General features: G+C 65.0%; 28 protein-coding genes and 1 pseudogene. 17 read left to right on the top strand and 12 right to left on the bottom strand.

Translation table 11 applies throughout. From position 1 onward, the window contains the following. The 4 genes from ipdC to echA20 form a co-directional block, all read right to left on the bottom strand. On the bottom strand, positions 1-947 hold a 947-nt coding region (gene ipdC / locus VNW74_RS13900), incomplete at its 3' end, for a (3aS,4S,5R,7aS)-5-hydroxy-7a-methyl-1-oxo-octahydro-1H-indene-4-carboxyl-CoA dehydrogenase (RefSeq protein ID WP_325677714.1). After that, entirely contained in the window at positions 944-1,687 is a 744-nt protein-coding gene (gene ipdB / locus VNW74_RS13895; protein ID WP_325677712.1) for a cholesterol ring-cleaving hydrolase subunit IpdB, read from the bottom strand. The genes ipdC and ipdB, both read right to left, overlap by 4 nt. Further along, the gene (gene ipdA / locus VNW74_RS13890) at positions 1,684-2,568 is read right to left on the bottom strand and encodes a cholesterol ring-cleaving hydrolase subunit IpdA (protein WP_325677710.1); all 885 of its coding nucleotides are present in this window, start codon (positions 2,566-2,568) and stop codon (positions 1,684-1,686) included. The genes ipdB and ipdA overlap by 4 nt, the downstream gene beginning before the upstream one ends. Continuing rightward, the gene (gene echA20 / locus VNW74_RS13885; RefSeq protein ID WP_325677708.1) at positions 2,565-3,326 is read right to left on the bottom strand and encodes a (7aS)-7a-methyl-1,5-dioxo-2,3,5,6,7,7a-hexahydro-1H-indene-carboxyl-CoA hydrolase; all 762 of its coding nucleotides are present in this window, start codon (positions 3,324-3,326) and stop codon (positions 2,565-2,567) included. The genes ipdA and echA20 overlap by 4 nt, the downstream gene beginning before the upstream one ends. Before the next feature lie 68 nt (positions 3,327-3,394). On the opposite strand from echA20, the gene VNW74_RS13880 reads away from it, so the two are divergent. From VNW74_RS13880 to VNW74_RS13870, 3 genes are read left to right on the top strand one after another with little or no spacing between them, the layout of a single operon-like run. Further along, the gene (locus VNW74_RS13880) at positions 3,395-4,180 is read left to right on the top strand and encodes an SDR family oxidoreductase (protein WP_414686681.1); all 786 of its coding nucleotides are present in this window, start codon (positions 3,395-3,397) and stop codon (positions 4,178-4,180) included. Between the two features lie 25 nt (positions 4,181-4,205). After that, positions 4,206-5,111, top strand: a complete 906-nt coding sequence (locus VNW74_RS13875) for an SDR family oxidoreductase (protein WP_325677706.1) — start codon at positions 4,206-4,208, stop codon at positions 5,109-5,111. 24 nt (positions 5,112-5,135) lie between these two features. After that, positions 5,136-5,846, top strand: a complete 711-nt coding sequence (locus tag VNW74_RS13870) for an MBL fold metallo-hydrolase (RefSeq protein ID WP_325677704.1) — start codon at positions 5,136-5,138, stop codon at positions 5,844-5,846. On the opposite strand, the gene VNW74_RS13865 is transcribed toward VNW74_RS13870, so the two are convergent. The 6 genes and pseudogenes from VNW74_RS13865 to VNW74_RS13840 form a co-directional block, all read right to left on the bottom strand. Continuing rightward, positions 5,821-6,786, bottom strand: coding sequence for a histidine phosphatase family protein (locus VNW74_RS13865; RefSeq protein WP_325677702.1), 966 nt, complete (start codon positions 6,784-6,786; stop codon positions 5,821-5,823). The genes VNW74_RS13870 and VNW74_RS13865 overlap by 26 nt on opposite strands. Positions 6,787-6,794: 8 nt before the next feature. After that, positions 6,795-7,787 carry a phosphoglycerate mutase family protein gene (locus tag VNW74_RS13860; protein WP_325677700.1) on the bottom strand — a complete coding sequence of 331 codons (993 nt, stop codon included), beginning with the start codon at positions 7,785-7,787 and terminating at the stop codon, positions 6,795-6,797. An 86-nt stretch (positions 7,788-7,873) separates the two neighbouring features. Continuing rightward, a pseudogene (locus tag VNW74_RS13855) lies at positions 7,874-8,327 on the bottom strand (nitroreductase family deazaflavin-dependent oxidoreductase). Between the two features lies 1 nt (position 8,328). Further along, positions 8,329-8,793: a nitroreductase family deazaflavin-dependent oxidoreductase gene (locus VNW74_RS13850; RefSeq protein WP_325677698.1), complete on the bottom strand. Its 465-nt coding sequence runs from the start codon at positions 8,791-8,793 to the stop codon at positions 8,329-8,331. Between the two features lie 10 nt (positions 8,794-8,803). Continuing rightward, complete coding sequence (locus VNW74_RS13845) at positions 8,804-9,181, bottom strand: hypothetical protein (protein WP_325677696.1); 378 nt, start codon at positions 9,179-9,181, stop codon at positions 8,804-8,806. A 1-nt stretch (position 9,182) separates the two neighbouring features. Next, positions 9,183-10,343: a steroid 3-ketoacyl-CoA thiolase gene (locus VNW74_RS13840; RefSeq protein ID WP_325677694.1), complete on the bottom strand. Its 1,161-nt coding sequence runs from the start codon at positions 10,341-10,343 to the stop codon at positions 9,183-9,185. 121 nt (positions 10,344-10,464) lie between these two features. Between VNW74_RS13840 and VNW74_RS13835 the strand changes: the two genes are divergently transcribed. The 7 genes from VNW74_RS13835 (at position 10,465) to VNW74_RS13805 (ending at position 17,387) form a co-directional block, all read left to right on the top strand. Further along, positions 10,465-11,715: a cytochrome P450 gene (locus tag VNW74_RS13835; protein WP_325677692.1), complete on the top strand. Its 1,251-nt coding sequence runs from the start codon at positions 10,465-10,467 to the stop codon at positions 11,713-11,715. Continuing rightward, positions 11,715-12,734: an acyl-CoA dehydrogenase family protein gene (locus VNW74_RS13830; RefSeq protein ID WP_325677690.1), complete on the top strand. Its 1,020-nt coding sequence runs from the start codon at positions 11,715-11,717 to the stop codon at positions 12,732-12,734. Before VNW74_RS13835 ends, VNW74_RS13830 begins: the two co-directional genes overlap by 1 nt. Next, positions 12,719-13,882, top strand: coding sequence for an acyl-CoA dehydrogenase FadE29 (gene fadE29, locus VNW74_RS13825; RefSeq protein ID WP_325677688.1), 1,164 nt, complete (start codon positions 12,719-12,721; stop codon positions 13,880-13,882). Before VNW74_RS13830 ends, fadE29 begins: the two co-directional genes overlap by 16 nt. Further along, entirely contained in the window at positions 13,879-14,853 is a 975-nt protein-coding gene (locus tag VNW74_RS13820) for a bifunctional MaoC family dehydratase N-terminal/OB-fold nucleic acid binding domain-containing protein (protein ID WP_325677686.1), read from the top strand. The genes fadE29 and VNW74_RS13820 overlap by 4 nt, the downstream gene beginning before the upstream one ends. After that, positions 14,850-15,251, top strand: coding sequence for a MaoC family dehydratase (locus VNW74_RS13815; RefSeq protein WP_325677684.1), 402 nt, complete (start codon positions 14,850-14,852; stop codon positions 15,249-15,251). Before VNW74_RS13820 ends, VNW74_RS13815 begins: the two co-directional genes overlap by 4 nt. After that, positions 15,251-16,420, top strand: a complete 1,170-nt coding sequence (locus VNW74_RS13810) for a lipid-transfer protein (RefSeq protein WP_325677682.1) — start codon at positions 15,251-15,253, stop codon at positions 16,418-16,420. Before VNW74_RS13815 ends, VNW74_RS13810 begins: the two co-directional genes overlap by 1 nt. Before the next feature lie 121 nt (positions 16,421-16,541). Then, positions 16,542-17,387, top strand: a complete 846-nt coding sequence (locus VNW74_RS13805; protein WP_325677680.1) for a hypothetical protein — start codon at positions 16,542-16,544, stop codon at positions 17,385-17,387. A gap of 53 nt (positions 17,388-17,440) precedes the next feature. Here VNW74_RS13805 and VNW74_RS13800 read toward each other — a convergent pair whose 3' ends face one another. After that, on the bottom strand, positions 17,441-18,301 hold the full coding sequence (locus VNW74_RS13800; protein WP_325677678.1) for a MaoC/PaaZ C-terminal domain-containing protein: 861 nt from the start codon (positions 18,299-18,301) through the stop codon (positions 17,441-17,443). Position 18,302: 1 nt separating this feature from the next. Beyond that, positions 18,303-19,985: a 3-oxosteroid 1-dehydrogenase gene (gene kstD / locus VNW74_RS13795; protein ID WP_325677676.1), complete on the bottom strand. Its 1,683-nt coding sequence runs from the start codon at positions 19,983-19,985 to the stop codon at positions 18,303-18,305. Between the two features lie 73 nt (positions 19,986-20,058). On the opposite strand from kstD, the gene VNW74_RS13790 reads away from it, so the two are divergent. The 7 genes from VNW74_RS13790 (at position 20,059) to VNW74_RS13760 (ending at position 26,457) form a co-directional block, all read left to right on the top strand. Further along, a complete protein-coding gene (locus VNW74_RS13790; RefSeq protein ID WP_325677674.1) occupies positions 20,059-20,844 on the top strand; it encodes a 2-keto-4-pentenoate hydratase in 786 nt (261 codons plus the stop codon). Positions 20,845-20,854: 10 nt separating this feature from the next. Continuing rightward, positions 20,855-21,787 (top strand): acetaldehyde dehydrogenase (acetylating), encoded by a 933-nt coding sequence (locus tag VNW74_RS13785; RefSeq protein ID WP_325677672.1) that lies wholly within the window; start codon positions 20,855-20,857, stop codon positions 21,785-21,787. Beyond that, positions 21,784-22,851, top strand: coding sequence for a 4-hydroxy-2-oxovalerate aldolase (dmpG, locus tag VNW74_RS13780; RefSeq protein ID WP_325677670.1), 1,068 nt, complete (start codon positions 21,784-21,786; stop codon positions 22,849-22,851). Before VNW74_RS13785 ends, dmpG begins: the two co-directional genes overlap by 4 nt. A gap of 93 nt (positions 22,852-22,944) precedes the next feature. Then, on the top strand, positions 22,945-23,244 hold the full coding sequence (locus tag VNW74_RS13775; protein ID WP_414686680.1) for a hypothetical protein: 300 nt from the start codon (positions 22,945-22,947) through the stop codon (positions 23,242-23,244). Positions 23,245-23,393: 149 nt separating this feature from the next. Next, positions 23,394-24,533: a hypothetical protein gene (locus VNW74_RS13770; protein ID WP_325677668.1), complete on the top strand. Its 1,140-nt coding sequence runs from the start codon at positions 23,394-23,396 to the stop codon at positions 24,531-24,533. Then, positions 24,530-25,312: an SDR family oxidoreductase gene (locus VNW74_RS13765; protein WP_325677666.1), complete on the top strand. Its 783-nt coding sequence runs from the start codon at positions 24,530-24,532 to the stop codon at positions 25,310-25,312. Before VNW74_RS13770 ends, VNW74_RS13765 begins: the two co-directional genes overlap by 4 nt. Beyond that, the gene (locus tag VNW74_RS13760) at positions 25,312-26,457 is read left to right on the top strand and encodes a sulfotransferase (RefSeq protein WP_325677665.1); all 1,146 of its coding nucleotides are present in this window, start codon (positions 25,312-25,314) and stop codon (positions 26,455-26,457) included. Before VNW74_RS13765 ends, VNW74_RS13760 begins: the two co-directional genes overlap by 1 nt. The last annotated feature ends 2 nt before the right edge of the window (positions 26,458-26,459 follow it).

Genomic DNA, 26,459 nt, shown 5'->3' with positions numbered 1-26,459 from the left:
GAAGCCAGCACGCCGGCGTCGGTATTGCCTTCGACCAGGCCGGCTTTGAGTAACATCGGGGTGTTAGCCGCCATCACCACTTGCGACCAGCTGAGTTCCTTGCCGTGCCGCATCGCCAGGCCGTCGCGGATCATCGACGCCCAGGTCATCTGTGACATTTTCTTGAACTTAGCGGCGTTGCGCACGGCTGCGGTAAAACCCCTTGCCGGTGAACCGCTTTCCAGCTTCTCGACCAGCCCGGTGCGTAACACGCGGTGCGGCATGCCGTCGACACGGGTGGTGACGACGGTGCCGTCCAGCCCGGCCTGCAGATAGCGCTCCTTGACCGCGTCGGGCACGGTCGAATCCGAGGTGAGCAGGAATCGGGTGCCCATGGCCACTCCGGCGGCGCCGTACGACAACGCTGCGGCCAGTCCGCGACCGTCGAAGAACCCGCCCGCCGCGATAACCGGGATGCTGACCGCGTCGAGCACCGACGGCAACAGCAGAGTGGTGGCGATCGGCCCGGTATGTCCACCGCCCTCGCCGCCCTGCACGATCACCGCGTCAGCGCCCCAGGAGGCCACCTTGCGCGCATGCTTAGCCAGGCCCACCGACGGAATAACCACCGCGCCGGCATCTTTCAGCTTGCTGATCAATTCTGGCTTGGGCGCCAATGCGAACGATGCCACCCTGACGCCTTCGCGGATCATCAGGTCCACCCGGTCGGCGGCGTCGCCGGCGTCGGCGCGGATGTTGACACCGAATGGCTTGTCGGTGGCCGCCTTGACCTTCCCGATCGCGGTGGCCAGTTCGTCGAGTGTCATGGTGGCCGACGCCAAAATGCCGAGGCCGCCCGCGTTGGCGGTCGCCGAGACCAGCCGGGCGCCCGCTACCCACCCCATCCCGGTTTGCACCACCGGGTGTTCGATACCGACCAGCTCGGTCAGCGGCGTGCGCAATCTCATGAACGTATCTCTCGGTCGCGCAATGCTTTCGGGTCGATGACTTCCCGAATCAGGCGTAATTCATCGTCGGATGGCAGCCTGGTCTCTTTCGCCTCGCCGAGGCCGTGCACCTCGAACGAGCTGTTCTCCTGCACCTCGTCGGGCGAAACACCCGGGTGCAGCGACAGCGCCCGCATCGAATGGTCCGGGCCGCCGAAGTCGAACACCCCGAGATTGGACACCACCCGGTACGTGTTGGCGAACCGAAACGCCGGATTGTCCTCGTCCACCTTGTCCCAGCCGACACCGCAGACCACATCGACGGCGTCGCAGAACACCCGCTTGGAATGGTTGCCGACCCAATAGCTGGTCGCGTGGTTGATCGCGTTGCCGGGCGCGCCCCGGAGGCCGAACATCTGCCGGGTCGGGTGCTGCAGCGGCCCGAACGCCGAGATGTTCTGATTGCCAAAGCGGTCAACTTGATTGGCGCCCATCACCACATGACGCCGTCCCCAGGCCAGCGTCTCGAATACCCGGCCGAACGGCATCCACCCTTCGACGGCGCCGGCGGCGCCCAGCGCCGGGGTGTCTGCCAGGAGTTGCGCCTCGCCGTCGGTGAGCAGGATGCCAGGGGAGAAGGTCAGCCGGGCGAGCCGCGCGCCCACGGAGGCCATATTGGTCATGGGGCTGACCATGATCTCGCCGGCGTCTCTGAACAACTCGGCACAGGCCACCGCGCACACTTCGGCTCGGGTACTCACTTCGATGCCTCCTGTGCGAATGCACCAACGGCCGCTTGGTATTCGGCTTCGCCTCCGGACAGGTAGGTCTGCAGGAATTTCTGCCAACCCTCGTCTGTTGAGGCCGCTTCGGCGTAGTGGCGCTGAAACTTCTCGTCTCGGCCGTAATCGGGTGCTGCCGTCGTGAAATGGGCACCGCCGGGCGCTTCCACCACGGCGTCGACCATCATCCGGTTCACCAGTAGCGCCTGCGGCGGCACCGCTTTGATCAGTTCATCGGTTGAGACGACGTGCTCCACGGAAAGGTAGCGCTTGTCGGCGGCCATCAAGAACAAGTCGTCGAAGTAGGGATCGATGCCGGTGTACGCGGCATTACCTTGCGAGTCACCGAGATTGAGGTGGACAAACGCGGCGTCGAGACGCAGCGCCGGCATCGCGATCAGCGTTTCGTGTCCACCGCCTGGAGCCGGGTAAGGGCTGGTGACCGTCCGCAATTCGCCCTCCCAGAAGTCCGGGACGGAGCTGCCCAGCCCGGCGCGGATCGGCAGGAACGGCAGCCGCTGCGCGGCCGCTTGCAGACCGCAGCGCAGCATGCCTTCGTCCATTTCCCGGGCCTCGATGGATCCGGTGGTGCGGGCTTTGGCGAACCATGGATCGTAGAACGGAGGGGAGTCCAGCGAGACGAACCCGTAGTAGACGCGCTTGACCTTGCCCGCCGAGCAGAGCAGACCCAAATCCGGCCCGCCGTAGGTGACTACGGTCAGGTCCGTGACGTCGGTGCGCAGCATGGCACGCACGAACGCCATCGGTTTGCGTCGCGATCCCCAGCCGCCGATGCCAATCGTCATGCCGCTGCGCAGTTGGGCGACGGCGTCGTCGAGGGTGGTTCTCTTGTCGGTCATGACGACTTATCACCCTTCGCCGTGCCGGCGAACGCATCGCGATGCTCGTCGGACACCCCGGCGAGATTGAGCTCGAAGGTAAAGCCTTGTTCCATGCGGTAACTGGAGTTGACCCGCTGGACATCGATCAAGTTCAGGGCCTCCTTGGCGGCGCGGATCACCCGGGTGTCTTTGGCGGCGATATCGCGCGCCACCCGCAGCGCGGCCTCATCGAGTTCGTCTCGCGGCACGACTTCGTGCACCGAGCCGAAGTGGTGCAGGGTGGCGGCGTCCACGGTGGCCGCCGTGAAGAACAGTCGCCGCATCAAGTGCTGTGGCACCAACCGGGACAGATGGGTGGCCGCACCCAGCGCGCCACGCTCGACCTCGGGCAGCCCGAAGGTCGCATCCTCGGAGGCCACGATCACGTCGGCGTTACCGACTAGGCCGATGCCGCCGCCGACGCAGAATCCGTTGACCGCGGCGATCACCGGCACCGCGCACTCGTAGACCGCACGGAAGGCGGCAAAGCAGCCGCGGTTGGCGTCGATCAGCGCGGTGAATCCTTCGGTCCGTTGCATCTCCTTGATGTCCACCCCGGCGTTGAAGCCGCGGCCCTCGGCCCGCAAGATCACCGCGTGCGTGTCCGGGTTGTTGCCGGCGGCGGTCAGTGCGTCGGCGAGTTCGAACCAGCCGCGCGATGGGATGGCGTTGACGGGGGGATAGTCGACCGTTACCGCGACTATCCCGGGTTCGGTGATGCGTGACGTGATTGTCATCGAGATCCTCGGCCACTTCCTTCGGGGACGATTTACCTAAGCAAGCACTTGCTTGGTACGCTAGCATAGTGACCCACGCCGGAGGAGTCCCCGAGATCAACCTCGGGCTCGCCGGCCGGGTCGTTCTGGTGACCGGCGGCGTTCGGGGGGTCGGCGCCGGCATCAGTTCAATCTTCGCCGGGCAGGGTGCCACCGTGGTGACCTGTGCCAGGCGCGCGGTCGAGGGCCTGCCCTACGAGTTCCATTCCTGCGACGTCCGTGACGACGACGCTGTCAAGGCGATGATCGACGCCATCGTCGACCGGCACGGCCGCCTCGACGTCGTCGTCAACAATGCCGGCGGTTCGCCCTATGTGCTGACCGCCGATTCCAGCGCGAAGTTCAATCGCAAGATCATCGAGCTCAATTTGATTGGTGCGCTGTCGGTTTCCCAGCATGCCAACGACACGATGCAAAAGCAGGCACGCGTCGGGTCGATCGTCAACATCTGCAGTCTCAGCGGCCGTCGGCCGTCCCCGGGCACCGGTGCATACGGGGCGGCGAAGGCCGGCCTGGAGAGCCTCACGCAGACGCTGGCAGTGGAATGGGGACCCAAGGTGCGGGTGAACGCCTGCGTGGTCGGCATGGTCGAAACCGAGCAGTCGGAGCTGTTCTACGGCGACGCCGAGTCGATCGCCGCGATCTCCAAGAGCGTGCCACTGGGCCGGTTGGCCACCCCTGCCGATGTCGGTTGGGCCGCGGCGTTTTTGGCCTCGGATGCGGCGTCCTACATCAGCGGTGCCTCGTTGGAGGTGCATGGCGGGGGCGAGCCGCCGCATTATCTGGCCACAACGAACGCCAGCGCGATCAAGTAGAGGAGACGAGGAGAATGGGCATGCAATGGGGTTAGTCGACGGCCGCGTCGTCATCGTCACCGGAGCGGGCGGCGGTATCGGGCGCGCGCACGCCTTGGCCTTCGCCGCGGAGGGCGCGCGGGTCGTGGTCAACGACATCGGTGTGGGCCTGGACGGCTCACCCGCTAGCGGCGGCAGCGCTGCGCAGACAGTAGTCGACGAGATCACCGCCGCCGGAGGCGAAGCCGTCGCCAACGGATCCAACATCGCGGACTGGGATCAAGCGGCCGCCCTGGTGCAGACCGCCGTCGGCACGTTCGGTGGCCTGGACGTCCTGGTGAACAACGCCGGCATCGTGCGCGACCGGATGATGGCCAACACCAGCGAGGAAGAGCTCGACGCTGTTATTGCGGTGCACCTCAAGGGCCACTTCGCGGCGATGCGGCACGCCGCGTCGTATTGGCGGGGACTGTCGAAAGAGGGCAAAACCGTTGACGCCCGGATCATCAACACCAGTTCCGGTGCCGGACTGCAGGGCAGCGTCGGGCAGGGTAATTACAGCGCCGCCAAGGCCGGCATCGCGGCACTGACGCTCGTCGGCGCCGCCGAAATGGGTCGGTACGGCGTCACCGTCAATGCGATCGCGCCGTCGGCCCGTACCCGGATGACCGAGACGGTCTTTGCCGAGATGATGGCAACGCAGGACGACGATTTCGACTCCATGGCGCCCGAGAACATCTCGCCCCTGGTGGTCTGGCTGGGTAGCGTCGAATCCCGTGATATCACCGGGAAGGTGTTCGAGGTCGAGGGCGGGAAAATCCGCATCGCTGAAGGCTGGGCACACGGTCCGCAGATCGACAAGGGCGCCAAATGGGATCCCGCGGAATTGGGTTCCGTCGTCAGCGATCTACTCGCCAAGTCGCGCCCTGCGGTGCCGGTGTACGGCGCCTAGCTCGGCAGCCGATCCGGGCCGGGTGTGCACTTCGACTGGGAGCGGCTGACCGACAGCGTGCATCGTTGTCGGCTGCCGTTCCTCGACGTCACCGTCGGCCTGGTGCAGGGCCGTACCGGAGTACTGCTCGTCGACGCCGGTACCACGCTCACCGAGGCGGAGGCCATCGACGCCGACGTCCAGCAGATCGCCGCACGCAGTGTGACCCATGTGGTGTTGACCCACAAACATTTCGATCATGTCCTGGGGTCCGGGCTATTCGCTGAAGCGCAGTTATATTGCGCACCAGAGGTTCTCGACTACCTCACGACGGCCACTGACCAGCTCCGCGACGACGCTCGAGGCTACGGCGCCGACGCCCTGGAAGTCGACCGCGCGATCGCGGCACTGCGCCCGCCTCAACACGCCGTCGATCGCGCCGTCGTCGACCTCGGAGGCCGCGGGGTGACGATCGCTCACCTGGGTCGCGGCCATACCACCTCGGATCTGGTCGTGGTGGTGCCCGATGAGGACGGCGGCCGGGTCGTGATTTTCAGCGGGGATCTCATCGAGGAGTCCGGCGACCTGGCGATCGATGCCGATTCCGATGTGGCGGCGTGGCCGGCCACGCTTGACCGGTTACTTGCGGTCGGCGGACCCGACGCCATTTATGTGCCCGGTCACGGCAGCGTCGTCGACGCGGAATTTGTCCGTCGGCAACGAGATTGGCTTAGATGGAGCCACCCAACGCGCTGACGATGTCGTCAAATACCTCGACCGGGAACTGGGTGAGCGCCGTGTCGACTTGGGTGAGACCGGTCTGAACCGCAGTGTCGATCGTTGCCGAATTGCCGGTGAGCAAGGCGTCGTAGATGTCGTAGCCGGCAAACTGCGGCGCCGTGATCAGGTCGCGGGAGTCAATAAACAGTTCAGTCGGCAGTCCCGGGTCCTGAGGTACCGGCGTCCCGTCCCAGCTGACCAGGGTCCAATCCCCGGGCGAACCGTCGACCACGACTTGGCCCGTGTAGGGCAACAACTCGCCGGTGTTGAGGAACTCCTGGAGCACGAGCGAGAAATCGGGGTTGTTGACGTTCATCAGTGTCCAGATCGCGATCGCACCTTCATGCGAGAACACAGCATCGGTGATGTTGCCCGTGTCGGACCCGACGCTGCCGTCGTAGATCGATTGCACGGCGCCGCTGAAGCTTTCGTCGAAGGCGATTCCGTTAGGGTCGACCGTCGAGCCCAGCTGTGGAACGAAGTCCAAACCGAGTGTCCAGGCGAGCGGGGCGAGCAGATAGAGGGCGCCGCCCAGCGGGAGGTCCCCGACGTTCACCGGGATGCCTTCGAAGATGCCGGCGTCGATTTCATTCAGCCCGGGCAACACTTGGATCGGTAAATTAAGCGCCTCGGCCAATGGCATCGCGGTCTCCTGCGACCTGATCATCGCCGACGCATAGATGTCGTCAATGCCGTTGCCCGACAGCACCTTAACGAGGTCGTCGGCCTGCTGTTCGCCGGTGTCAGTGAGGTCGGGACCGGGCACCAACGTGTTGACCACGGTCATGTCGCCCGATTCTCCGTGCCTCACGAAGTCCAGCACGATCGACCCGTCGTCGGCCCAGGCCATCGCCGATCCCGTGGACAGCAGAGCGGTCGACAGCAGCCCGACAGCAAGGCAGCGGGGCTTAAGCATTACCGGGCTCAGATGCTGCCGCCTAAAGCGGCGACGATGTCATCGAACACCTCGACCGGGAATTGCGTGAGTGCCGTGTCGACTTGGGTGATGCCGGCCTGAAGCGCGGCATCAATCGCGGCCGAATTGCCGCTGAGCAGAGCCTCGTAGATGTCGTAGCCGGCGAACTGCGGCGCCTCGATCAGGTTGCGGAAGTCGACGAACAGCTCGGTGCCCAGTCCCGGATCCTGCGGCACCGCTGTCCCGTCATAGCTGACCAGCGTCCAATCCCCGGGGCTGCCTTCGATGACGACTTGGCCGGTGTTGGGTAGGAAGCCTTCGGTTTCCTCGACTTCCTGCAGCAGGACGGAGAAGTCGGGGTTGTTCACGTTCATCAAGGTCCAGACAGCGATCGCGGCTTCGCTGGAGAAAGCCACGTCGGTCGGGGTGCCGGTAGCGCTTGCGGTGTCGTCGTAGATCGTTTGAACGGCGCCACCGAAGCTTTCGTCGAACGTGACCCCGTTGACGCTGGGGTCGCCCACATCCGGCATCAATACATCCCCGAACGCCCAGGAGAGTGGTCCCAGTAAATACAGGATGCCCTCGAGGCTGTTCGTTGCATCGCCGTTGAACGCGCCGGCCGGGATCTCGTTGAGCCCGGCCAAGGTCTGGGGCGCGGCGGCGGCATCTCCGCTAGCCACCAGGTGTGTAACCAACGGGATCGCGGTCTCCTGCGTCCTGAGCTCCTGCGAGTCGAAGACCCCGGCGATCTTGGTCCCAAACTCCGAGATGATCGAGCTGGCGACAGTGGAGGCTTGGCCTTCGCCGGTTGCGTCGAGTGGGGTTCCCGGCGGCGTCGTGTCGATGATGCCCGCCGCGTTGTCGACCGACTCCCCGTGCCGGACGAAGTCCAGCACGATCGACCCGTCGTCGGCCCAGGCCATCGCCGATCCGATGGACATCAGGCCCGTTGAGAGCAGCCCGACGACAGCAAAGCGAAGCCGATTTCGATTGCTCGTCACTTTCTCCCTTTTGTCGCGAGGGCGTGGCAGCGCATAGGCAATCTATCGCATATGACCTGGAAGTTTAAGACAATTCACAGGTTGATTTATGCCGGTTCACACACGATCAGCGGGACCGATCCGATCGGTGGCCTGCTGGTATCCGCGGTAGGGCGGATACATCTTCATCAGCGGGGGCCAGTAGCGGTTTCGTTCCTCGTCGATGTCATCGCGGGCGGATAGCTGTAGCCGCTCGGCGCGGATCTGCAGCTCGACTGTCGGATTTTCCTTCAGGTTTCGGTACCAGATCGGGTTCTCGGCGCGACCGCCGAAGGATGCCGGCAGGATCACCAGGTCGCCGTCACGGAGGTACAGCGTCGGAGGAGTCCGCAGCTCACCCGATTTGCGTCCGGTCGTGGTCAGCAGAGGAGCCGGAAACCACAGCAACCTGGCGCCAAGTCGGCCGTTGGTCCGGCGGTACACCCAGATGTGCGCGCGGGCGAAGTATTTGAGCAATACGGCGAGGAACCGCGAGTTGCGGAACCACCGCTGCCGGGTCACGTCAACGCGCGGGCTCACACACGACGATCGGAATGGTCCGATCGGTCCACGACTGGTAATCCTCGTATGTCGGGTACATCTTGACCAGTTGCGGCCAGTACTTGGCACGCTCCTCCTCTGAGGCGTCCCGCGCGGTCAGGTCGAGGACTTCTCTTTTGATCTGAACCGAAACCTTGGGATCGGCCTTGAGATTGAGGTACCACATGGGGTTCTTCTCGGCGCCGACCTTCGACGCGGCGACGATCACCCGGTCACCGTCGCGCAGGAAATACAGCGGGCTGACCCGCGGCTGCCCGGTTTTGCGGCCCGTAGTGGTCAGCAACGCGACCGGAATGTTCTGGAAAGTGCCGCCCAGTCCTTCGCCGCCGCCACGGCGGTACATGAAGGTGTTGACGCGTGACATCCACTTGAAGAATAAGTCGGTGAACGGCGAATTCAGATAGCTCGGTCGCGGTTTGGCGGGCATGACGCCGATACTAAATTCGCTTGAAGAACGGGCGCATCCGAACCCCGATGTGGTGGATCGCTGTACCCCCGACCGGGATCACGAACGTCTCGTCAACATGCGCCCCGAACCGCCGCGCGCCAAGCCGGACTTTGGTCACGACGTCGTACACCGCGCGGACCTCGTCGCCGTTGATCGTGTACTCCGGCGGCGTTGCCGCCGCGATGATCCGGAATTGCGGGCCGCGGTTGAGGCTGCGTCGCAGGTGATTTCCGGAAAAGCCGGTTTTGATGCCCTGCTCGATCCGAATGCAGTCCGGTGCGAACGGAACCGCATCGCCATTGTGGCTGACCAGTGCGTCGATGTAGGACTGGGCCGCGGCGATGCGGTCGTCGTCGGAAACCGACACCTCAGATGCGCTCGATGATGGTGCCGGTCGACAGCGCCCCGCCGGCGCACATGGTGATCAGCGCCGTGCTCTGATCGGAGCGCTCCAACTCGTGCAGTGCCGTTGTGAACAGCCGGCTGCCGGTACAACCGACCGGATGCCCCAGCGCGATCGCGCCGCCGTTCACGTTGACCCTGGCCATGTCGGCCTCGTGCACCCGCGCCCAGGACAGCACCACCGATGCGAAGGCCTCGTTGATCTCGACGATGTCGATGTCGCCCATCTTCATGCCGGCTTTCTCGAGCACCTTCGCGGTGGACTGCACTGGGCCGTCCAGGTGGTAGTAGGGCTCGGCGCCGACCAGCGCCTGGCTGACGATCCGCGCCCGCGGCCGCAGGCCGTGCGCTTTTGCCACGGACTCATCCATCCACAACACCGCCGCCGCGCCATCGGAGATCTGCGACGACGTGCCCGCGGTGTGGATGCCGCCGTCGAGCACCGGCTTGAGCTGGCTCAATCCCTCCAGCGTGGTGTCGCGCAGACCCTGGTCGCGGCTGACCATGTGGCGCTCGCTGGTGGGCTGCTTCTGCTCGTCGAGCACTGGCGCCTCGATCGGTGAGATTTCCCGGTCGAAGCGGCCCTCGTCCCAGGCCCGCTTGGCGTGCAGCTGAGAGGCCAATCCGAAGGCGTCGATGTCCTCGCGAGTGATGCCGCGGCGCTTGGCGATTCGCTCGGCGGCGGTGAACTGGTCGGGCAGATCGATGTCCCAGGACTCGGCACGCCAATTGCGGTCGGGACCGGCGTTGGCGCCCAGCCCGACGCGGCTCATCGCCTCGATGCCGCAGGCGATCCCGATGTCGATGGCGCCCGCCGCGATCAGGCCCGCGATCAGATGGTTGGCCTGCTGCCCGCTACCGCACTGGCAGTCGATGGTGGTGGCGCCCACCTGCTCGGGCAAACCCAGGGTCAGCCAGGCCGTGCGGGTGATGTTGTTAGATTGCTCCGCGAACTGCGTCACGCAGCCGCCGATGAGCTGCTCGACGTCGCCGGCATCGACACCGGCCTTGTCCACAAGCGCCTTCTGAACCGAGCCCAGCAGCTCGGTGGCGTGCAGCCCCGACAACCATCCGGCGCGTTTGCCGATGGGGCTGCGGGTTGCTTCAACGATTACCGGGGTACCCATGGGGTCAGGCTAGAACACGTTTCATTACCCTGACAAGCGAGGATGCCGGAGCGCCTTTTGTCTGCGGTGACGGCATGTTTTACTGGCACTAGAACACGTTGCAATTCAGGAGAGCACCCTCATGGCACCCCCTATTATTTCGGCCGACTTCGACTTCCTCGATCCCGACGTCAACCTGGTCGGACTTCCGGTGGCGGAACTCGCCCAGCTCCGCGAGTCCGAACCGATCCACTGGGTCGACATCCCGGGCGGCTCGGGCGGCTTCGAGGACAAGGGTTATTGGATCGTCTCCAAACACGCCGACGTCAAGGAGGTGTCGCGTCGCAGCGACGTCTTCTCTAGCTGGCAGAACGGCGCCATCCCGACCTGGCCCAAAGATATGACGCGCGAGACCGTCGAACTGCAGCGCAGCGTCATGCTGAACATGGACGCGCCGCATCACACCAGGCTGCGCAAGATCATCTCCCGTGGTTTTACCCCAAGGGCGATCGGGCGGCTGGAGGAGGAACTGGCTCAGCGGGCCCAGAACATTGCCAAGACCGCAGCGGCCGAGGGCAGCGGCGACTTCGTTGAGCAGGTCAGCTGCGAGCTGCCGCTACAGGCCATCGCCGGACTCCTGGGCGTGCCGCAGGAGGATCGTGACAAGCTGTTCCGCTGGTCCAACGAGATGACCGGTGGTGAGGATCCTGAGTTCGCCGACGTCGATCCCGCCCAGTCGTCGATGGAGCTGATCATGTACGCGATGGCGATGGCCGACGAGCGCGGCAAGAACCCGACCGACGACATCGTCACGACCCTGATCGAGGCCGATGTCGACGGGGAGAAGCTCTCCGACGACGAGTTCGGCTTCTTCGTCATCATGCTCGCGGTGGCAGGCAACGAGACGACTCGCAACTCGATCACCCACGGCATGATCGCATTCTCGCAGAACCCCGATCAATGGGAGTTGTTCAAGAAGGAGCGTCCTTCGACGGCCGCCGACGAGATCATCCGCTGGGCCACGCCCGTGTCGGCATTCCAGCGCACGGCGCACGAGGATGTTGAGCTCGGCGGAGTCACCATCAAGAAGGGGCAGCGGGTGGTGATGTCGTATCGTTCGGCCAACTTCGACGAAGAAGTGTTCGAGGAGCCGCACACGTTCAACATCCTGCGCGACCCGAACCCGCACGTTGGATTCGGTGGCACCGGTGCGCACTACTGCATCGGCGCGAACTTGGCGCGCATGACCATCAACCTGATCTTCAACGCCGTCGCTGACAACATGCCGGACCTTAAACCGATCTCGGCTCCCGAACGGCTGCGGTCGGGTTGGCTCAACGGCATCAAGCACTGGCAGGTCGATTACACCGGCAAAACCCCGGTGGCGCACTGATGGACTTCACCCCGGACCCGGCGCAGCAAGCGGTCGCCGACGTCGTCACGTCGGTACTGGATCGGGATAACACTTGGGAAGCGTTGTTAGCGGGCGGCGTGACGGCGCTGCCGGTGCCCGAGCGGCTGGGCGGCGACGGTGTCGGCCTGCCCGAGATCGCGACGGCGCTGACCGAGATCGGTCGCCACGGCCTGATCGGCCCGGCGCTCACCACTCTCGGGCTCGGTGCCGTGCCGCTGCTCGATCTGGCCTCCGACGACCAGCAGGACCGCTACTTCGGCGGGCTGGCCAAGGGCTCGCTGCTCACCGCGGCACTCAACGAACCCGGCTCTGCGCTGCCGGACCGGCCGGCGACAACCTTTGTGCACAGTCGACTGTCCGGCACCAAAGTCGGTGTCGCGTATGCCGAAAGCGCCGAGTGGATACTCGTCACTGCCGATAGCGCCGTCGTCGTGGTGTCACCCAAGGCCGAGGGCGTGCACCTTTCAAAGACGCCGACCTCCAACGGATCCGACGAGTACGTGGTCACGTTCTCCGATGTCGCGGTGCCCGAACAGGACGTGTTGGTCGGAGCGACGACTCAGCGGGTCAACCAGCTGGCGCTGGCTGCGATCGGGGCCTATGCGGCCGGCCTGGTGGCCGGCGCCTTGCGGTTGACGGCCGACTATGTGGCCAACCGACACCAGTTCGGCAAGCCACTGTCCACCTTCCAGACCGTCGCCGCGCAACTCGCCGAGGTCTACATCGCCTCGCGGACTATCGACTTGGCGTCGACGTCGGTGATCTGGCGACTGACCGAAGGAAGGGACGCCGACGACGACCTGGATGTGCTCGGATACTGGATTAGCTCGCAGGCGCCGCCGGTGATGCAGATCTGCCACCACTTGCACGGCGGCATGGGCATGGACGTCACCTATCCGATGCACCGGTACTACTCCACGATCAAGGACCTGACCCGGTTGCTGGGCGGGCCTTCTCATCGCCTCGACCTGGTGGGAGCGCAATGTTCATCGACCTGACGCCGGAGCAGCGACAGCTGCAAGCCGAGCTACGTCAATACTTTTCAAATTTGATCTCGTCCGACGAGATGAAAGCGATGGAGCAGGACCGCCACAACGCCGCCTACCGGGCGGTGATCCGCCGGATGGGCAAGGACGGCAAGCTTGGCGTGGGATGGCCAAAAGAGTTCGGCGGCCACGGCTTCGGTCCGATCGAGCAGCAGATCTTCGTCAATGAGGCCCATCGCGCCGACGTGCCGTTGCCCGCCGTGACGCTGCAGACGGTGGGGCCCACCCTGCAGGTCTTCGGCAGTGAGATGCAGAAGAAGAAGTTTCTGCCCGCGATCCTGGCCGGTGAGGTGCACTTCGCGATCGGCTACACCGAGCCGGAGGCCGGCACCGACCTGGCGTCGTTGCGGACCACCGCCGTGCGCCACGGCGACGAGTACATCGTCAACGGCCAGAAGATCTTCACCACCGGCGCGCATGACGCCGACTACATCTGGCTGGCGTGCCGCACCGATCCGGAAGCCGTTAAGCACAAGGGCATTTCAATCCTGATCGTCGACACCAAGGATCCCGGCTACTCGTGGACACCGATCATCCTGTCCGACGGCGCCCATCACACCAACGCCACCTACTACAACGATGTGCGGGTGCCCGCCGACATGCTGGTCGGCGAGGAGAACGGCGGATGGCGGCTGATCACCACGCAGCTCAACAACGAGCGGGTGATGCTCGGTCCGGCGGGCCGCACCGCCGGCATCTACGACCGCTTGCACACCTGGGCGTCCAAACCAGGTGGTGACGGTGTCACGCCCATCGACCATCAGGACGTCAAGCGGGCGCTGGGGGAGATCTACGCGATGTGGCGGATCAACGAGCTGCTGAATTGGCAGGTGGCCGCCGCTGGCGAGGACATCAACGTGGCCGATGCCGCATCGACGAAAGTCTTTGGCACGGAGCGAATTCAATACATCGGCCGACTCGCCGAGGAAATCGTCGGCAAGTACGGCAACCCTGCCGAATCGGACACCGCCGAACTGCTCGACTGGCTGGACTCGCAAACCAAACGCAATCTGGTGATCACCTTCGGCGGCGGGGTCAACGAAGTCATGCGTGAGATGATCGCTGCTTCGGGCCTCAAGGTGCCGAGGGTGCCTCGATGACCGACACGCAGAAAGGCATCGCGGAGATCACCGCAAAAGTCGCGGAGATCACCGCCACCGTCGTCGCCAAGCCGCGAGCGGCGCGGGATCCGGTGAACCAGCCGACGATCAACAACTGGGTGGAGGCCCTCGGCGACCGCAACCCGATCTACACCAGCGAGGTCGCGGCCCGCGACGCCGGGCATCCGGGAATTGTTGCCCCACCGGCAATGATCCAGGTGTGGACCATGTTCGGCCTGGGGGGAGAGCGTCCGACCGACGATCCCATGGGCCCGTTGATGGAACTGTTCGACGGCGCAGGGTACGTCGGTGTGGTCGCCACCAACTGCGAGCAGACCTACCACCGGTATCTGAGGCCGGGCGAGGAGGTCAGTATCGTCTCCGAGATGCGCGACGTGGTCGGCCCCAAGCAGACCGCGCTCGGTGAGGGCTGGTTCATCAACCAGCACATCACTTGGCGGGTCGGTGACGAGGATGTGGCCGAGATGGCTTGGCGCATACTTAAATTCAAGCCGCGCGAGTCCGAGGACCCACCGGCTGCCGTGCCCGCGGACCTGGACCCCGACGCGATGATGCGCCCGTCGGTGTCGCGGGACACCGCGTTCTTCTGGGCGGGTGTCAAGGCGCACGAGCTGCGCATCCAACGGCTGCAAGACGGCAGCCTCCAGCACCCGCCGGTCCCGGCGCTATGGCAGGACAAGACCAAGCCGATGGACTACGTGGTGGCCAGCGGCAAGGGCACGGTGTACAGCTTTGTCGTGCACCACGCGCCGAAGGTGCCTGGCCGCACGGTGCCGTTCGTGATCGCTTTGGTGGAGCTGGAAGAGGGCGTTCGCATGCTGGGCGAATTGCGCAACGTCGACCCCGCCGAGGTGAAGATCGGATACCCCGTTCGCGCAACTTACATCGACTTCCCGGCTGGTGACAGGGGTCCGGAATGGAGTCTCTACGCCTGGGAGCCCGACGCATGAGCGCACCGGTCATCGAAGTGGGGACCAAGCTGCCCGAGCTGTCGTTGTACGGCGACCCTACGTTCATCATCTCGACGGCCTTGGCCACCCGGGACTTCCAGGACGTGCACCACGACCGCGACTTGGCGCAGGCCAAGGGGTCCAAGGACATCTTCGTCAACATCCTGACCGACACCGGGCTGGTGCAGCGCTACGTCACCGACTGGGCCGGGCCGTCGGCGCTGATCAAGTCGATCGGACTGCGGCTGGGCGTGCCATGGTACGCCTACGACACCGTGACATTCGCCGGTGAAGTGACCGCGGTTGACGCGGGCCTCATCACGGTAAAAGTCGTGGGCAGCAACAGCCTTGGCGACCACGTCATCGCGACCACTACGCTCACGATCGGGGATGTTTGATGCTTTCGCGCAAGGCGGCCATCGTCGGCATCGGCGCGACCGACTTCTCGAAGGACTCCGGTCGTAGCGAGCTGCGCCTGGCCGCCGAGGCGGTGCGCGACGCCCTCGACGACGCCGGTCTGAGTCCCGCCGACGTCGATGGCCTCACGACGTTCACGATGGACACCAACAAGGAGATCGCCGTCGCGCGGGCCGCCGGTATAGGCCAGCTGAAGTTTTTCGCGCAGACCCACTACGGCGGCGGCGCCGCGTGCGCGACCGTCCAGCATGCCGCGATGGCGGTGGCAACCGGGGTGGCCGACGTCGTCGTCGCGTACCGGGCGTTCAACGAGCGGTCCGGGATGCGGTTCGGGCAGGTGCAGACCCGGTTGGTGGGAGACGCTAGCGCGCAGGCGGATTCGACGTCCGCGGATAACTCCTTCTCCTATCCACACGGGCTTTCGACGCCGGCGGCACAGGTGGCGATGATCGCGCAGCGGTACATGCATATGTCCGGCGCGACCAGTCGAGACTTCGGGGCCATCTCGGTGGCCGACCGAAAGCATGCCGCCAAGAACCCGAAGGCCTACTTCTACGAGAAGCCGATAACCATTGAGGACCACCAGAGTTCGCGGTGGATCGCCGAGCCGCTGCGTCTGCTGGACTGCTGCCAGGAGACCGATGGCGCGGTGGCGATCGTGGTGACTTCGGTTGAGCGGGCCAAGGACCTCAAACACCGGCCCGTGGTCATCGAGGCAGCGGCACAGGGCTCGAGCCCCGACCAGTACACGATGGTCAGCTACTACCGGCCGGAACTCGGCCTGCCCGAGATGGGACTGGTGGGTCAGCAGCTGTGGCAGCAGTCGGGGCTGGTGCCGACCGATATCCAGACTGCGGTGCTCTACGACCACTTCACCCCGTTCACGCTGATTCAGTTGGAGGAGTTGGGATTCTGCGGCAAGGGCGAAGCCAAGGACTTCATCGCCGACGGTGCGGTCGAGGTGGGCGGCCGCCTGCCCATCAACACCCATGGCGGGCAGCTTGGCGAGGCCTACATCCACGGCATGAACGGCATCGCCGAGGGCGTCCGCCAATTAAGGGGTACGTCGGTGAACCCGGTGCCCGACGTCGAGCATGTGCTGGTCACGGCGGGTACCGGCGTGCCTACCTCAGGTCTGATCCTGGGCTAGCCGTTGGGCTCGAGCGTGCGGCTAGCTTCACGTTCGCACCCGAATGTGCGGCCAGCCGCACGTTCGTCGAGGTGTGCACAGCTAAAGTGACGATGGTGGGGCAGCCTGCGACGCTGCCGTCGTGCGAGAACCATTCATCGGCAGCGAGGCGGTCGCTGCGGGGGCATTGACGAAAGCTCAACTCGCCACGCAATGTCGCCGATTGTTCCCGGACGTCTACATCGAGGGCGATGTCGACGTCACCGCCGCGCTGCGTGCGAAAGCAGGCTGGCTATGGACCGGACGTCGCGGCGTGGTCGCGGGTTTCTCCGCGGCCGCGCTACACAATAGCCAGTGGATTGATCATGCAAGGACCGTGGAATTGGTTCACAACAATCGTCGTCGGCCGCCGGGAATTCAGACGCACGGAGACCGCATCGATCAGGACGAGATTGAGATGGTGGCAGGCATGCCGGTCACCTCGCCGGCCAGGACGGCGCTGGACTTTGGATGTTGGTATCCGACGATGACTGCGGTCGCTGCGATCGATGCCCTGCTCCGTGCCACCGACATCAAGGCGGCCGATGTGGCGATGTTGGCGCGCAAATACGAAGGAAGGCGGGGGATCACGCGAGCGCGTCAGGCGGTGGATCTGTCCGACGCCGGCGCACAATCACCCAAGGAGTCCTGGCTCCGAGTTGTGCTGACCCAGGCAGGCTTGCCTCGGCCGCAGACGCAGATTCCGGTCGACGACGGGCTTGGCAACGTTGTCGCTTATCTCGATATGGGTTGGGCGGACGTCAAAGTCGCGGTCGAGTACGACGGTGAACATCACCGCAGCGATCGTCGGCAATATACCCGGGATATCCGGCGACTGGAATTGGTCGAGCGCCTTGGGTGGATCGTGATCCGGGTGGTCGCGGGTGACCGGCCTGCAGAGGTCCTTAGCCGTGTTCGTGCGGCGTTAGCGCATCGAGCGTGCGGCTAGCCGCACAGTCAAGACCGAACGTGCGGCTAGCGGCACGCTCGACGCCACTCGACCTACGCCGGAACCAACTCCACCCCGGTAAGCACGACGGCGTTCTCGCGGGCGGGTGCGATGACGTTGGCCAGCAGCCGGCCGTCTTCCTTCCAGACGGCGGCCTTCAGCGTCTCGCCCGGATACGCCACACCGGTGAAACGTGCGCCGTAGGACGCGACGGCGGCGACATCGGCGTCGAGTAGCGCATCGACCAGCGCCTTGCAGGTCATTCCGTAGGTGCACAAGCCATGCAAGATGGGACGCGGAAACCCTGCGGCGGCGGCGAATTCGGGATCGGAGTGCAGCGGATTGCGGTCGCCGCAAAGCCGGTACAACAACGCCTGCTGCGGCAGCACCGCCATGTCCAGCTCGAGATCCGGTGCCCGGCCCGGTGCGGCCGCAGAGGTCGACGATCCGCGCTCGCCGCCGAACCCGCCTTCGCCGCGAGCGAAGATCGATCGCCGCTGCGTCCAGAGCAGGGTTCCGTCCGGCGCGGTCACTTTGGTCTCCGACCAGATCACCGCGGCCTTGCCCTTGTCCCAGATATCGGTGAACCGGGTGACGGCCTTCGCGGCACCTGACGGCGGCAGTGGCGCCGGTGCGCTCACCTGCTCACTGGCGTGCAGGACCTTGCTCAGCTCGATGTCGATACCGGGGAACTGCACGGTCGGTGGCTTGGTGGCGTGGAAGGTGGCCGCCACGTTCCCGAACGTCGGCAGCACCTGCGGGGTGTCGTCGACCAGGTAGCGCAGCTCGCGTGCGTCCATCGGGTCGGCACCGGCACCCAGTCCCAGGTGGTAGAGCTGCACATCGCTGCTGCTCCAGGAGAATTCGATCGGATCGAGCTCGGCGGCGAGTGCGACGTCGGGGTTGATGGGCATGTCAGTGCTCTCCTGCAAGATGCAGAGCCGCCAGGTACCCGAACGTCATCGCAGGGCCGATGGTGCCGCCCGGACCGGGATAGGTATGCCCCATCACCGGAGAGCTGACATTGCCGGCCGCATAAAGGCCTTCGATGATGCTGCCGTCGTCGCGCAGTGCCCGGCCGTGTTTGTCCGTGCGGATGCCGCCCTTGGTGCCCAAATCGCCCGGCACCATCTTGGCGGCGAAGTACGGCGGGTGACTGATCTCGCCGAGGTTGGGGTTCGGCTTGTTGGTCGGGTCGCCGTAGTACCTGTCATAGGCGCTCTCGCCGCGGTGGTAATCGGCGTCGACCCCCGAGCGTGCGAAGCCGTTGAAACGCTGAACGGTAGCGGTGACCTCATCGACCGGCAGGCCGGCCTTGGCGGCCAGCTCCTCAAGCGTGTCGGCCTGGACGATCACGCCGGATTCCAGCCACTTACGTGGAATACGTTGTCCTGGTTGCAAACCTGCGAAGATGTAGCGATTGCGGTATTGCTGGTCGAACACCAGCCATGCCGGAATGTTTTCACCCGGGCCGGGACCCTGCCCGTAATCGCCGCCGTACATGTGATGGCATGCCTCGACGTAGGGCATGGATTCGTTCATGAATCGCTTGCCCGACATGTTGACGATGATGGAGCCGGGGGAGTTGCGCTCAGACAATGCGAACCACGGCGCGCCCACCAGCGGAACGGTCGGCCCCCACCACGCATCCTCCATGATTTCCAGTGCTGCGCCGAGCTTTTCGGCAGCAAGGATGCCGTCGCCAGTGTTCGCCTTCGCGCCGACCGTCCAGTCGGTGGTGATCGGTGCACGCTGGTACTTGACTCGCATTTGCTCGTTGTGTTCGAATCCGCCGCAGCCGAGAATCACTCCCTTGCGAGCCCGAATAAGTTGAGGCTCAAGGGATTCAGGTGCCTTGGTGTCGCGCACATAGATGCCACGAACCGTCCCGTCCTCGATGTAAAGGTCGGTCAGAGCGGTGTTGAGCTGCACGGGGACGCCGGCCTTGCGCAGCCCGACCCGAAGCGGCGCGATGAGCGCGCGTCCCATGCCGACAAGGTTCTTGCCGGTCGCCTTTGCCCACATGGTGCGCGCACCCACCTTGAGGCTGCGCAGCGCACCTCGCGGATGCCGTTTCAGCTGGTTCAACCGAACGTAATCCTGTTGCATCACAACGACGTTGAGCGGAACCTTGCCATACGGCGGCTCCAGCCCGGCCAGATCGGGGCCGAGCTTGTTGGCGTTGAAGGGCTTGGGTTCGATGGAACGGCCAGCCGGGCGGCCGCCCGGGGCCTCGGGATAGTAATCGGCGTACGCGGGCACCCAGCACATCTTCAGCGGGGTGTGCTTCAGGACGAACGACAGCATTTCGGGCCCGCGTTGCAGGTAGGTGTCGATGCGTTCCGGTTCGACGATGTCGCCGATGATTCCGTGCAGGTAGGTGCGGGCCGCTTCCGCGGTGTCTTTGACGCCGTCGCGCTTGAGAACCTCGTTGTTGGGAATCCACACTCCGCCGCCCGAGCGTGCAGTCGAGCCGCCATAGTGGGCAGCCTTCTCGACGACTATTGTCGAAAGACCCCGGTGGGCGGCCGCGAGGGCAGCCACCATGCCGGCGCCGCCGCTGCCCACCACGACGACGTCGAACTCCTGAGCTGTCATGTAGAACACGTTATAGAATTGCCGGGGCCGGGCGCTACTGGCCCGGTCACACGAACGAGGGGACTTCGGTCAAATGATCCCGCTTGCCACCCGTGATGCGCTGGCCGCCGATCTCGCGCAGGCCGAGCGGAGCCGCCAGCCGATCGCGCCGTTGACCGCCGCACACCCCGAGATCGACGTCGTCGACGCCTACGAGATCCAGCTGATCAACATCCGTCAGAGGGTCGCCGAGGGCGCCCGAGTGGTGGGGCACAAGGTCGGCCTCTCGTCGCTGGCGATGCAGCAGATGATGGGCGTCGACGAGCCGGACTACGGGCACCTGCTCAACGAGATGCAGGTGTTCGAAGACGCACCGGTCAAGTCGGACAGGTACCTCTACCCGCGTGTCGAGGTCGAGGTGGGTTTCATCCTGGCCCACGACCTGCCGGGCGCGGCCTGTACCGAAGACGACGTGCTCAAGGCCACCGAGGCTTTTGCGCCGTCCATCGAACTGATCGACACCCGAATCACCGATTGGAAGATCGCGCTGTGCGACACCATCGCCGACAACGCCTCCTCGGCGGGCTTCGTGCTCGGCGCCGGACGGGTGGCGCCGACCGACATCGACATCACCCAAATCGACGCGGTGCTGACCTGCAACGGCGAGGTGGTGGCTAAAGGGCGCAGCGACGCCGTTCTGGGAAACCCGGTGACCGCGGTGGCGTGGCTGGCCCGCAAGGTGGAGAGTTTTGGTGTACGGCTTCGGGCCGGTGACATCGTGTTGCCGGGTTCGTGCACCCGGGCCATCGACGCCCGGCCCGGTGACAACTTCGTCGCCGACTTCGCCGGCCTCGGGTCCGTCCGGTTGTCCTTCGAGTAAAGGAGCGTTCATGCCTTCCAAGGCCAGTGTGGCCATTGTCGGGTCAGGCAACATCAGCACCGACCTGCTCTACAAATTGCGGCGCTCGGACTGGCTCGAACCGCGCTGGATGGTGGGCATCGACCCGGACAGCGAAGGCTTGGCGCGGGCCCGCAAGCTGGGTTTGGAAACCACCCACGAAGGTGTCGACTGGCTGCTCGCCCAACCCGAGAAACCCGACATGGTGTTCGAGGCGACCAGTGCCTACGTGCACCGCGACGCGGCGCCGAAGTACGAGGCGGCGGGCATCAGGGCCATCGATCTGACGCCGGCGGCGGTCGGCCCGGCCGTGATTCCGCCGGCCAACCTGCGCGAGCACCTCGACGCGCCCAACGTCAACATGATCACCTGCGGCGGACAGGCGACCATCCCGATCGTCCACGCCGTGAGTCGCGCATTGGTCGAAAAAGGGGGAGTGCCGTACGCGGAGATCGTGGCGTCGGTGGCCTCGGTCTCAGCGGGGCCGGGCACCAGGGCCAACATCGACGAGTTCACCAAGACCACCAGCAAGGGCGTCGAGACCATCGGCGGCGCCAAGCGGGGCAAGGCGATCATCATCTTGAACCCGGCCGACCCGCCGATGATCATGCGTGACACGATCTTCTGCGCCATCCCGGAGGACGCCGACCAGGACGCGATCGCCCAGTCGATTCGGGACGTCGTCGCCGAGGTGCAGACCTACGTGCCGGGCTACCGGCTGCTCAACGAGCCGCAGTTCGACGAGCCGTCGATGCACTCCGGTGGCCAAGCTCTGGTCACGACGTTCGTCGAGGTCGAGGGCGCCGGGGATTACCTGCCGCCGTATGCGGGCAACCTCGACATCATGACCGCCGCGGCCACCAAGGTCGGCGAGGAGATCGCAAAAGAATCGCTTTCCGCGACGGCGGGAGGAGCGCAGGCATGAGCATCCAGGACATCTTCTTCAACCCGATCTGGGACGTCCGGATGACCGACACGTCCCTGCGGGACGGCTCGCACCACAAACGCCACCAGTTCACCAAGGACGAGGTCGGCGCCATCGTCGCCGCCTTGGACGCCGCGGGTGTGCCGGTCATCGAGGTCACCCACGGTGACGGGCTGGGTGGTTCGAGCTTCAACTACGGGTTCTCCAAGACACCCGAGCAGGAGCTGATCAAGCTGGCCGCGGAGACCGCCAAAGAGGCCAAGATCGCCTTCCTGATGCTGCCCGGAGTGGGCACCAAGGAAGACATCAAGGAGGCCCAGAACAACGGCGGGTCGATCTGCCGGATCGCCACCCACTGCACCGAGGCCGACGTGTCGATCCAGCACTTCGGGCTGGCCCGCGAGCTGGGTCTGGAAACCGTCGGGTTCCTGATGATGGCGCACACGATTCCGCCGGAGAAACTGGCCGCGCAGGCGCGCATCATGGCCGACGCCGGATGTCAGTGCGTCTACGTGGTCGACTCCGCCGGGGCGCTGGTGCTCGACGGCGTTGCGGACCGGGTTTCGGCGCTCGTCGCCGAACTCGGCGACGACGCGCAGGTCGGATTCCACGGCCACGAAAACCTCGGCCTGGGGGTCGCGAACTCGGTGGAGGCCGTGCGGGCGGGCGCCAAGCAGATCGACGGCTCCTGCCGCCGGTTCGGCGCCGGCGCGGGCAACGCGCCCGTCGAGGCCCTGATCGGGGTTTTCGACAAGATCGGTGTCAAGACCGGCATCGACTTCTTCGATATCGCCGACGCTGCCGAGGACGTCGTGCGGCCGGCGATGCCGGCCGAATGCCTGCTGGACCGCAACGCCCTGATCATGGGGTACTCCGGGGTCTACTCCAGCTTCCTCAAGCATGCCGTTCGCCAGGCTGAGCGCTACGACGTTCCGGCCCACCAGCTGTTGCACCGCGCCGGCCAGCGCAAGCTCATCGGCGGTCAGGAAGACCAGCTCATCGATATCGCGTTGGAGATCAAGCGCGAGCAGGCGGCGAGCGGTCAGGAAGCCGTCACACACTAGCCTCACAGCTTCAGCAAAGGCAGCGGTAACGCCGTCGCGGGTAACCTCGATTAGTACATCGAAGCAAGAGCCGGTGCCCTAAGGAGCAATCCGATGACCATGACTTCCGGAGCCCCGAGGTCCCGTCGCCGCGGACTGTATGGTCTGCTCGCTGGTGGCCTGCTGAGCGCCTCGGCCGCGACGCTCATTGCGTTGCCCGTGGCCAACGCTCAGTGCGATGAGACAGTGGGTAATTCCATCGACTCGTACCTAAAGCGGCATCCCGACCTGCACCAGGAGCTGCAGGCCAGGTCGGAGGCGGAGGGCGGCGGCCCCAACGTCATCGACTACCTGAGTCGGCATCCGGATGTGCGGCAGCACCTGATCGACCTGTCGCAGCAGTGCGTGCCGTAGTCGGGGAGTGAGCGAGCCTCGTCGGTGACTGCCCGCGCCAACACGCAACGGTCATTGCCCGGCGCCTCCTCAGGCTGTTCCAGCCTGCATCGTTGCCGGGCGGGTGTTCGCCCATTGACGGAAATTAGAACACGTTCTAGCGTCAAGGCGTGTCCGCTCCTCTTTTCTCCAGACCGCTAACCGACGCGATCGCCGAGGCCGAAGAACTCGTCGCCGCCGCACCGCATATCGAGACCGAAGCCGACCTGCTCGAGGGGCTGCAATACCTGGCCGGGTGTGTGGCCGCCTGCACACACATGGTGTTCGACTACGAGCGTGATCACCCGATGCTGCTGTCTGGCACGGGGCCGTTCACCAAGATGGGCCTGGATAACCCGGACACTCTCTACTTCGGCTGCCGAGTCCAACCCGACCACGATTACCTGGTCACCGGCATCCGTGGCACCACCACCGACCTGAGCTTCCAGTTGCTCGGCGGTGAGTACACCGACGACAACGTGCCGGCCAGCCAGGCCGCGTTCGACGACCGTGAGCTCGAGATCGCCGCGGACGGCAGCTTCCAATGGCAGGTCCGCCCGAACAGCCCCGGCCAGCTGGTGATTCGTGAGGTCTACGGCGACTGGTCGGCGCAGCGCGGCACCGTGGCGATCCAACGGCTGGACACCGCCGGCACCGCACCGCCGGCGTTGACCCGCGGAGCGATCGAAAAGCGTTACGCCACAGCGGGAAAGCAGCTCGTAAGCCGCATCAAAACCTGGTTGCAGTTTCCGCAGTGGTTTTATCTTGACATCCCGGTCAACACCATGGTCGCGCCACGCCTGACGCCCGGCGGCCTGGCGACGCAATACTCCTCGGTCGGGCACTTCGAGCTGCGGCCCGATCAGGCCCTGATCATCACGCTCCCGGTCACCGACGCGCCCTACCTCGGCTTCCAGCTGGGCAGCATGTGGTACATCTCGCTGGATTACATCAACCACCAGACCTCGCTGAACAACACTCAGGCCCAAGCGGATCCGGACGGCAAGATCCGCATCGTCGTCGCCGACCAGAACCCAGGCGTCACCAACTGGGTCGAAACGCTCGGGCATCGCCGCGGATTCCTGCAGTTCCGCTGGCAACGGGTGTCGCGCCAACTCACCGAAGCCGACGGACCCGGCGTCGAGTTGGTCGACATCGACACCGTCCCGCCCGAGCTGCCATATTACCAGGACAACAAGATCTCCGAAGATGCCTGGCGCACGCGAATTGCGCAGCGCCAACTACAAATTGCGGCAAGGATGCTGGGATGACCAAAATGCTCGACGACAAGGTTGTGGTGATCAGTGGGGTCGGCCCGGGTCTGGGCACGACGCTGGCGCACCGATGCACACGGGAGGGAGCCGACCTGGTGCTGGCTGCCCGCACCCCGGAGCGTCTCGACGATGTCGCCAAGCAGATCGCCGACGTCGGCGGCCGGGCGGTGACGGTGCGCACCGACATCACCGACGACGATCAAGTCGCCAACCTCGTCGACGCCACCATCGAGGCCTACGGCAAGGCCGACGTGCTGATCAACAACGCATTCCGGGTGCCGTCGATGAAGCCGTTGGCCGGTACCACATTTCAGCACATCCGCGACGCGATCGAGCTGAGTGCGCTGGGGGCATTAAGGCTCATCCAGGGCTTCACCCCGGCGCTGGCCGCATCGCACGGCTCGGTGGTCAACGTCAACTCCATGGTGATCCGGCACTCCCAGGCGAAATACGGCGCCTACAAGATGGCCAAGTCCGCGCTGCTGTCTATGTCGCAGTCGTTGGCCACCGAGCTGGGCGAACAGGGCATTCGCGTCAATTCCGTTGCGCCCGGCTATATCTGGGGCGACACGCTGCAGGCCTACTTCAACCACCAGGCCGGCAAGTACGGCACCACGGCCGAGCAGATCTATCAGGCCACGGCGGCGAACTCCGACCTCAAGCGGCTGCCCACCGAGGACGAGGTGGCGTCGGCGATTCTCTTCATGGCCAGCGACCTGTCCAGCGGCATCACCGGTCAGACGCTCGATGTCAACTGCGGCGAGTACCACACGTAATGCCTGAACGCACCGACATCGCAACTGTCGACGAGTTGCATGCCTCGGCCACCAAGCTGACCGGGCTCGACGACTTCGGCAGCGGCGACGACAACTACCGCGAAGCCTTGGGTGTGCTGTTGGACTCATACAAGCAGGAAGCCGGTCTTACTGTGTTGGGCAGCAAGATGAATCGGTTCTTCCTACGCGGCGCACTGGTGGCCAGGCTGTTGTCCGAGTCCGCTTGGAAGCAATATCCGCAGCATGCCGACGTCGCAGTCAAGCGGCCCATCTTCGTCACCGGGCTGGTGCGCACCGGCACCACCGCGCTGCATCGACTGCTCGGCGCCGATCCGGCCCACCAGGGCCTGCACATGTGGCTGGCCGAGTTCCCGCAGCCCCGTCCGCCACGCGACACCTGGGAATCCCACCCGCTGTATCGCCAACTCGACGCCCAGTTCACCCAGCACCATCAGGACAACCCTGGCTACACCGGGCTGCACTTCATGGCCGCATACGAGCTGGAGGAATGCTGGCAGCTGCTGCGGCAGTCGTTGCACTCGGTGTCCTACGAGACGCTGGCGCACCTGCCCAGCTATTCAAAATGGCTGTCGCAGCAGGACTGGACACCGGCATATCAGCGGCACCGCAAGAACCTTCAGCTGATCGGGCTCAACGACGCCGACAAGCGGTGGGTGCTGAAGAACCCCAGTCATTTGTTCGCGCTGGACGCGCTGATGTCGACCTATCCCGATGCGCTCGTCATCCAGACGCATCGACCCGTCGAGACGATCATGGCCTCGATGTGTTCGCTGGCCCAGCACACTGCCGACGGGTGGTCGTCGTCCTTCGTCGGCGACCAGATCGGCGCTGACTCGATGGAAACCTGGTCGCGTGGCCTCGAGCGGTTCAACACCGCACGCACCAAATACGATCCGGCCCAGTTCTACGACGTCGACTACCGCGCACTGATCGCCGACCCGCTTGGCACGGTGGCCGACGCCTACCGGCACTTCGACATCGCGCTGACCGACGACGCCCGGCAGGCCATGGAAAAGAGCCATGCCGACAGCCAATCCGGCGAACGTGCGCCCAAACACTCGTATTCACTTGCCGACTACGGGCTGACGGCCGAAGAGGTCAAGGAACGATTCGCGGGACTCTGACA

It is taken from the genome of Mycobacterium sp. (assembly GCF_035570115.1).
In the GTDB taxonomy this organism is placed as follows: domain Bacteria; phylum Actinomycetota; class Actinomycetes; order Mycobacteriales; family Mycobacteriaceae; genus Mycobacterium.
Note: the sequence above shows the minus strand (reverse complement) of the source record. Positions and strands in the feature narration are given on the sequence as shown.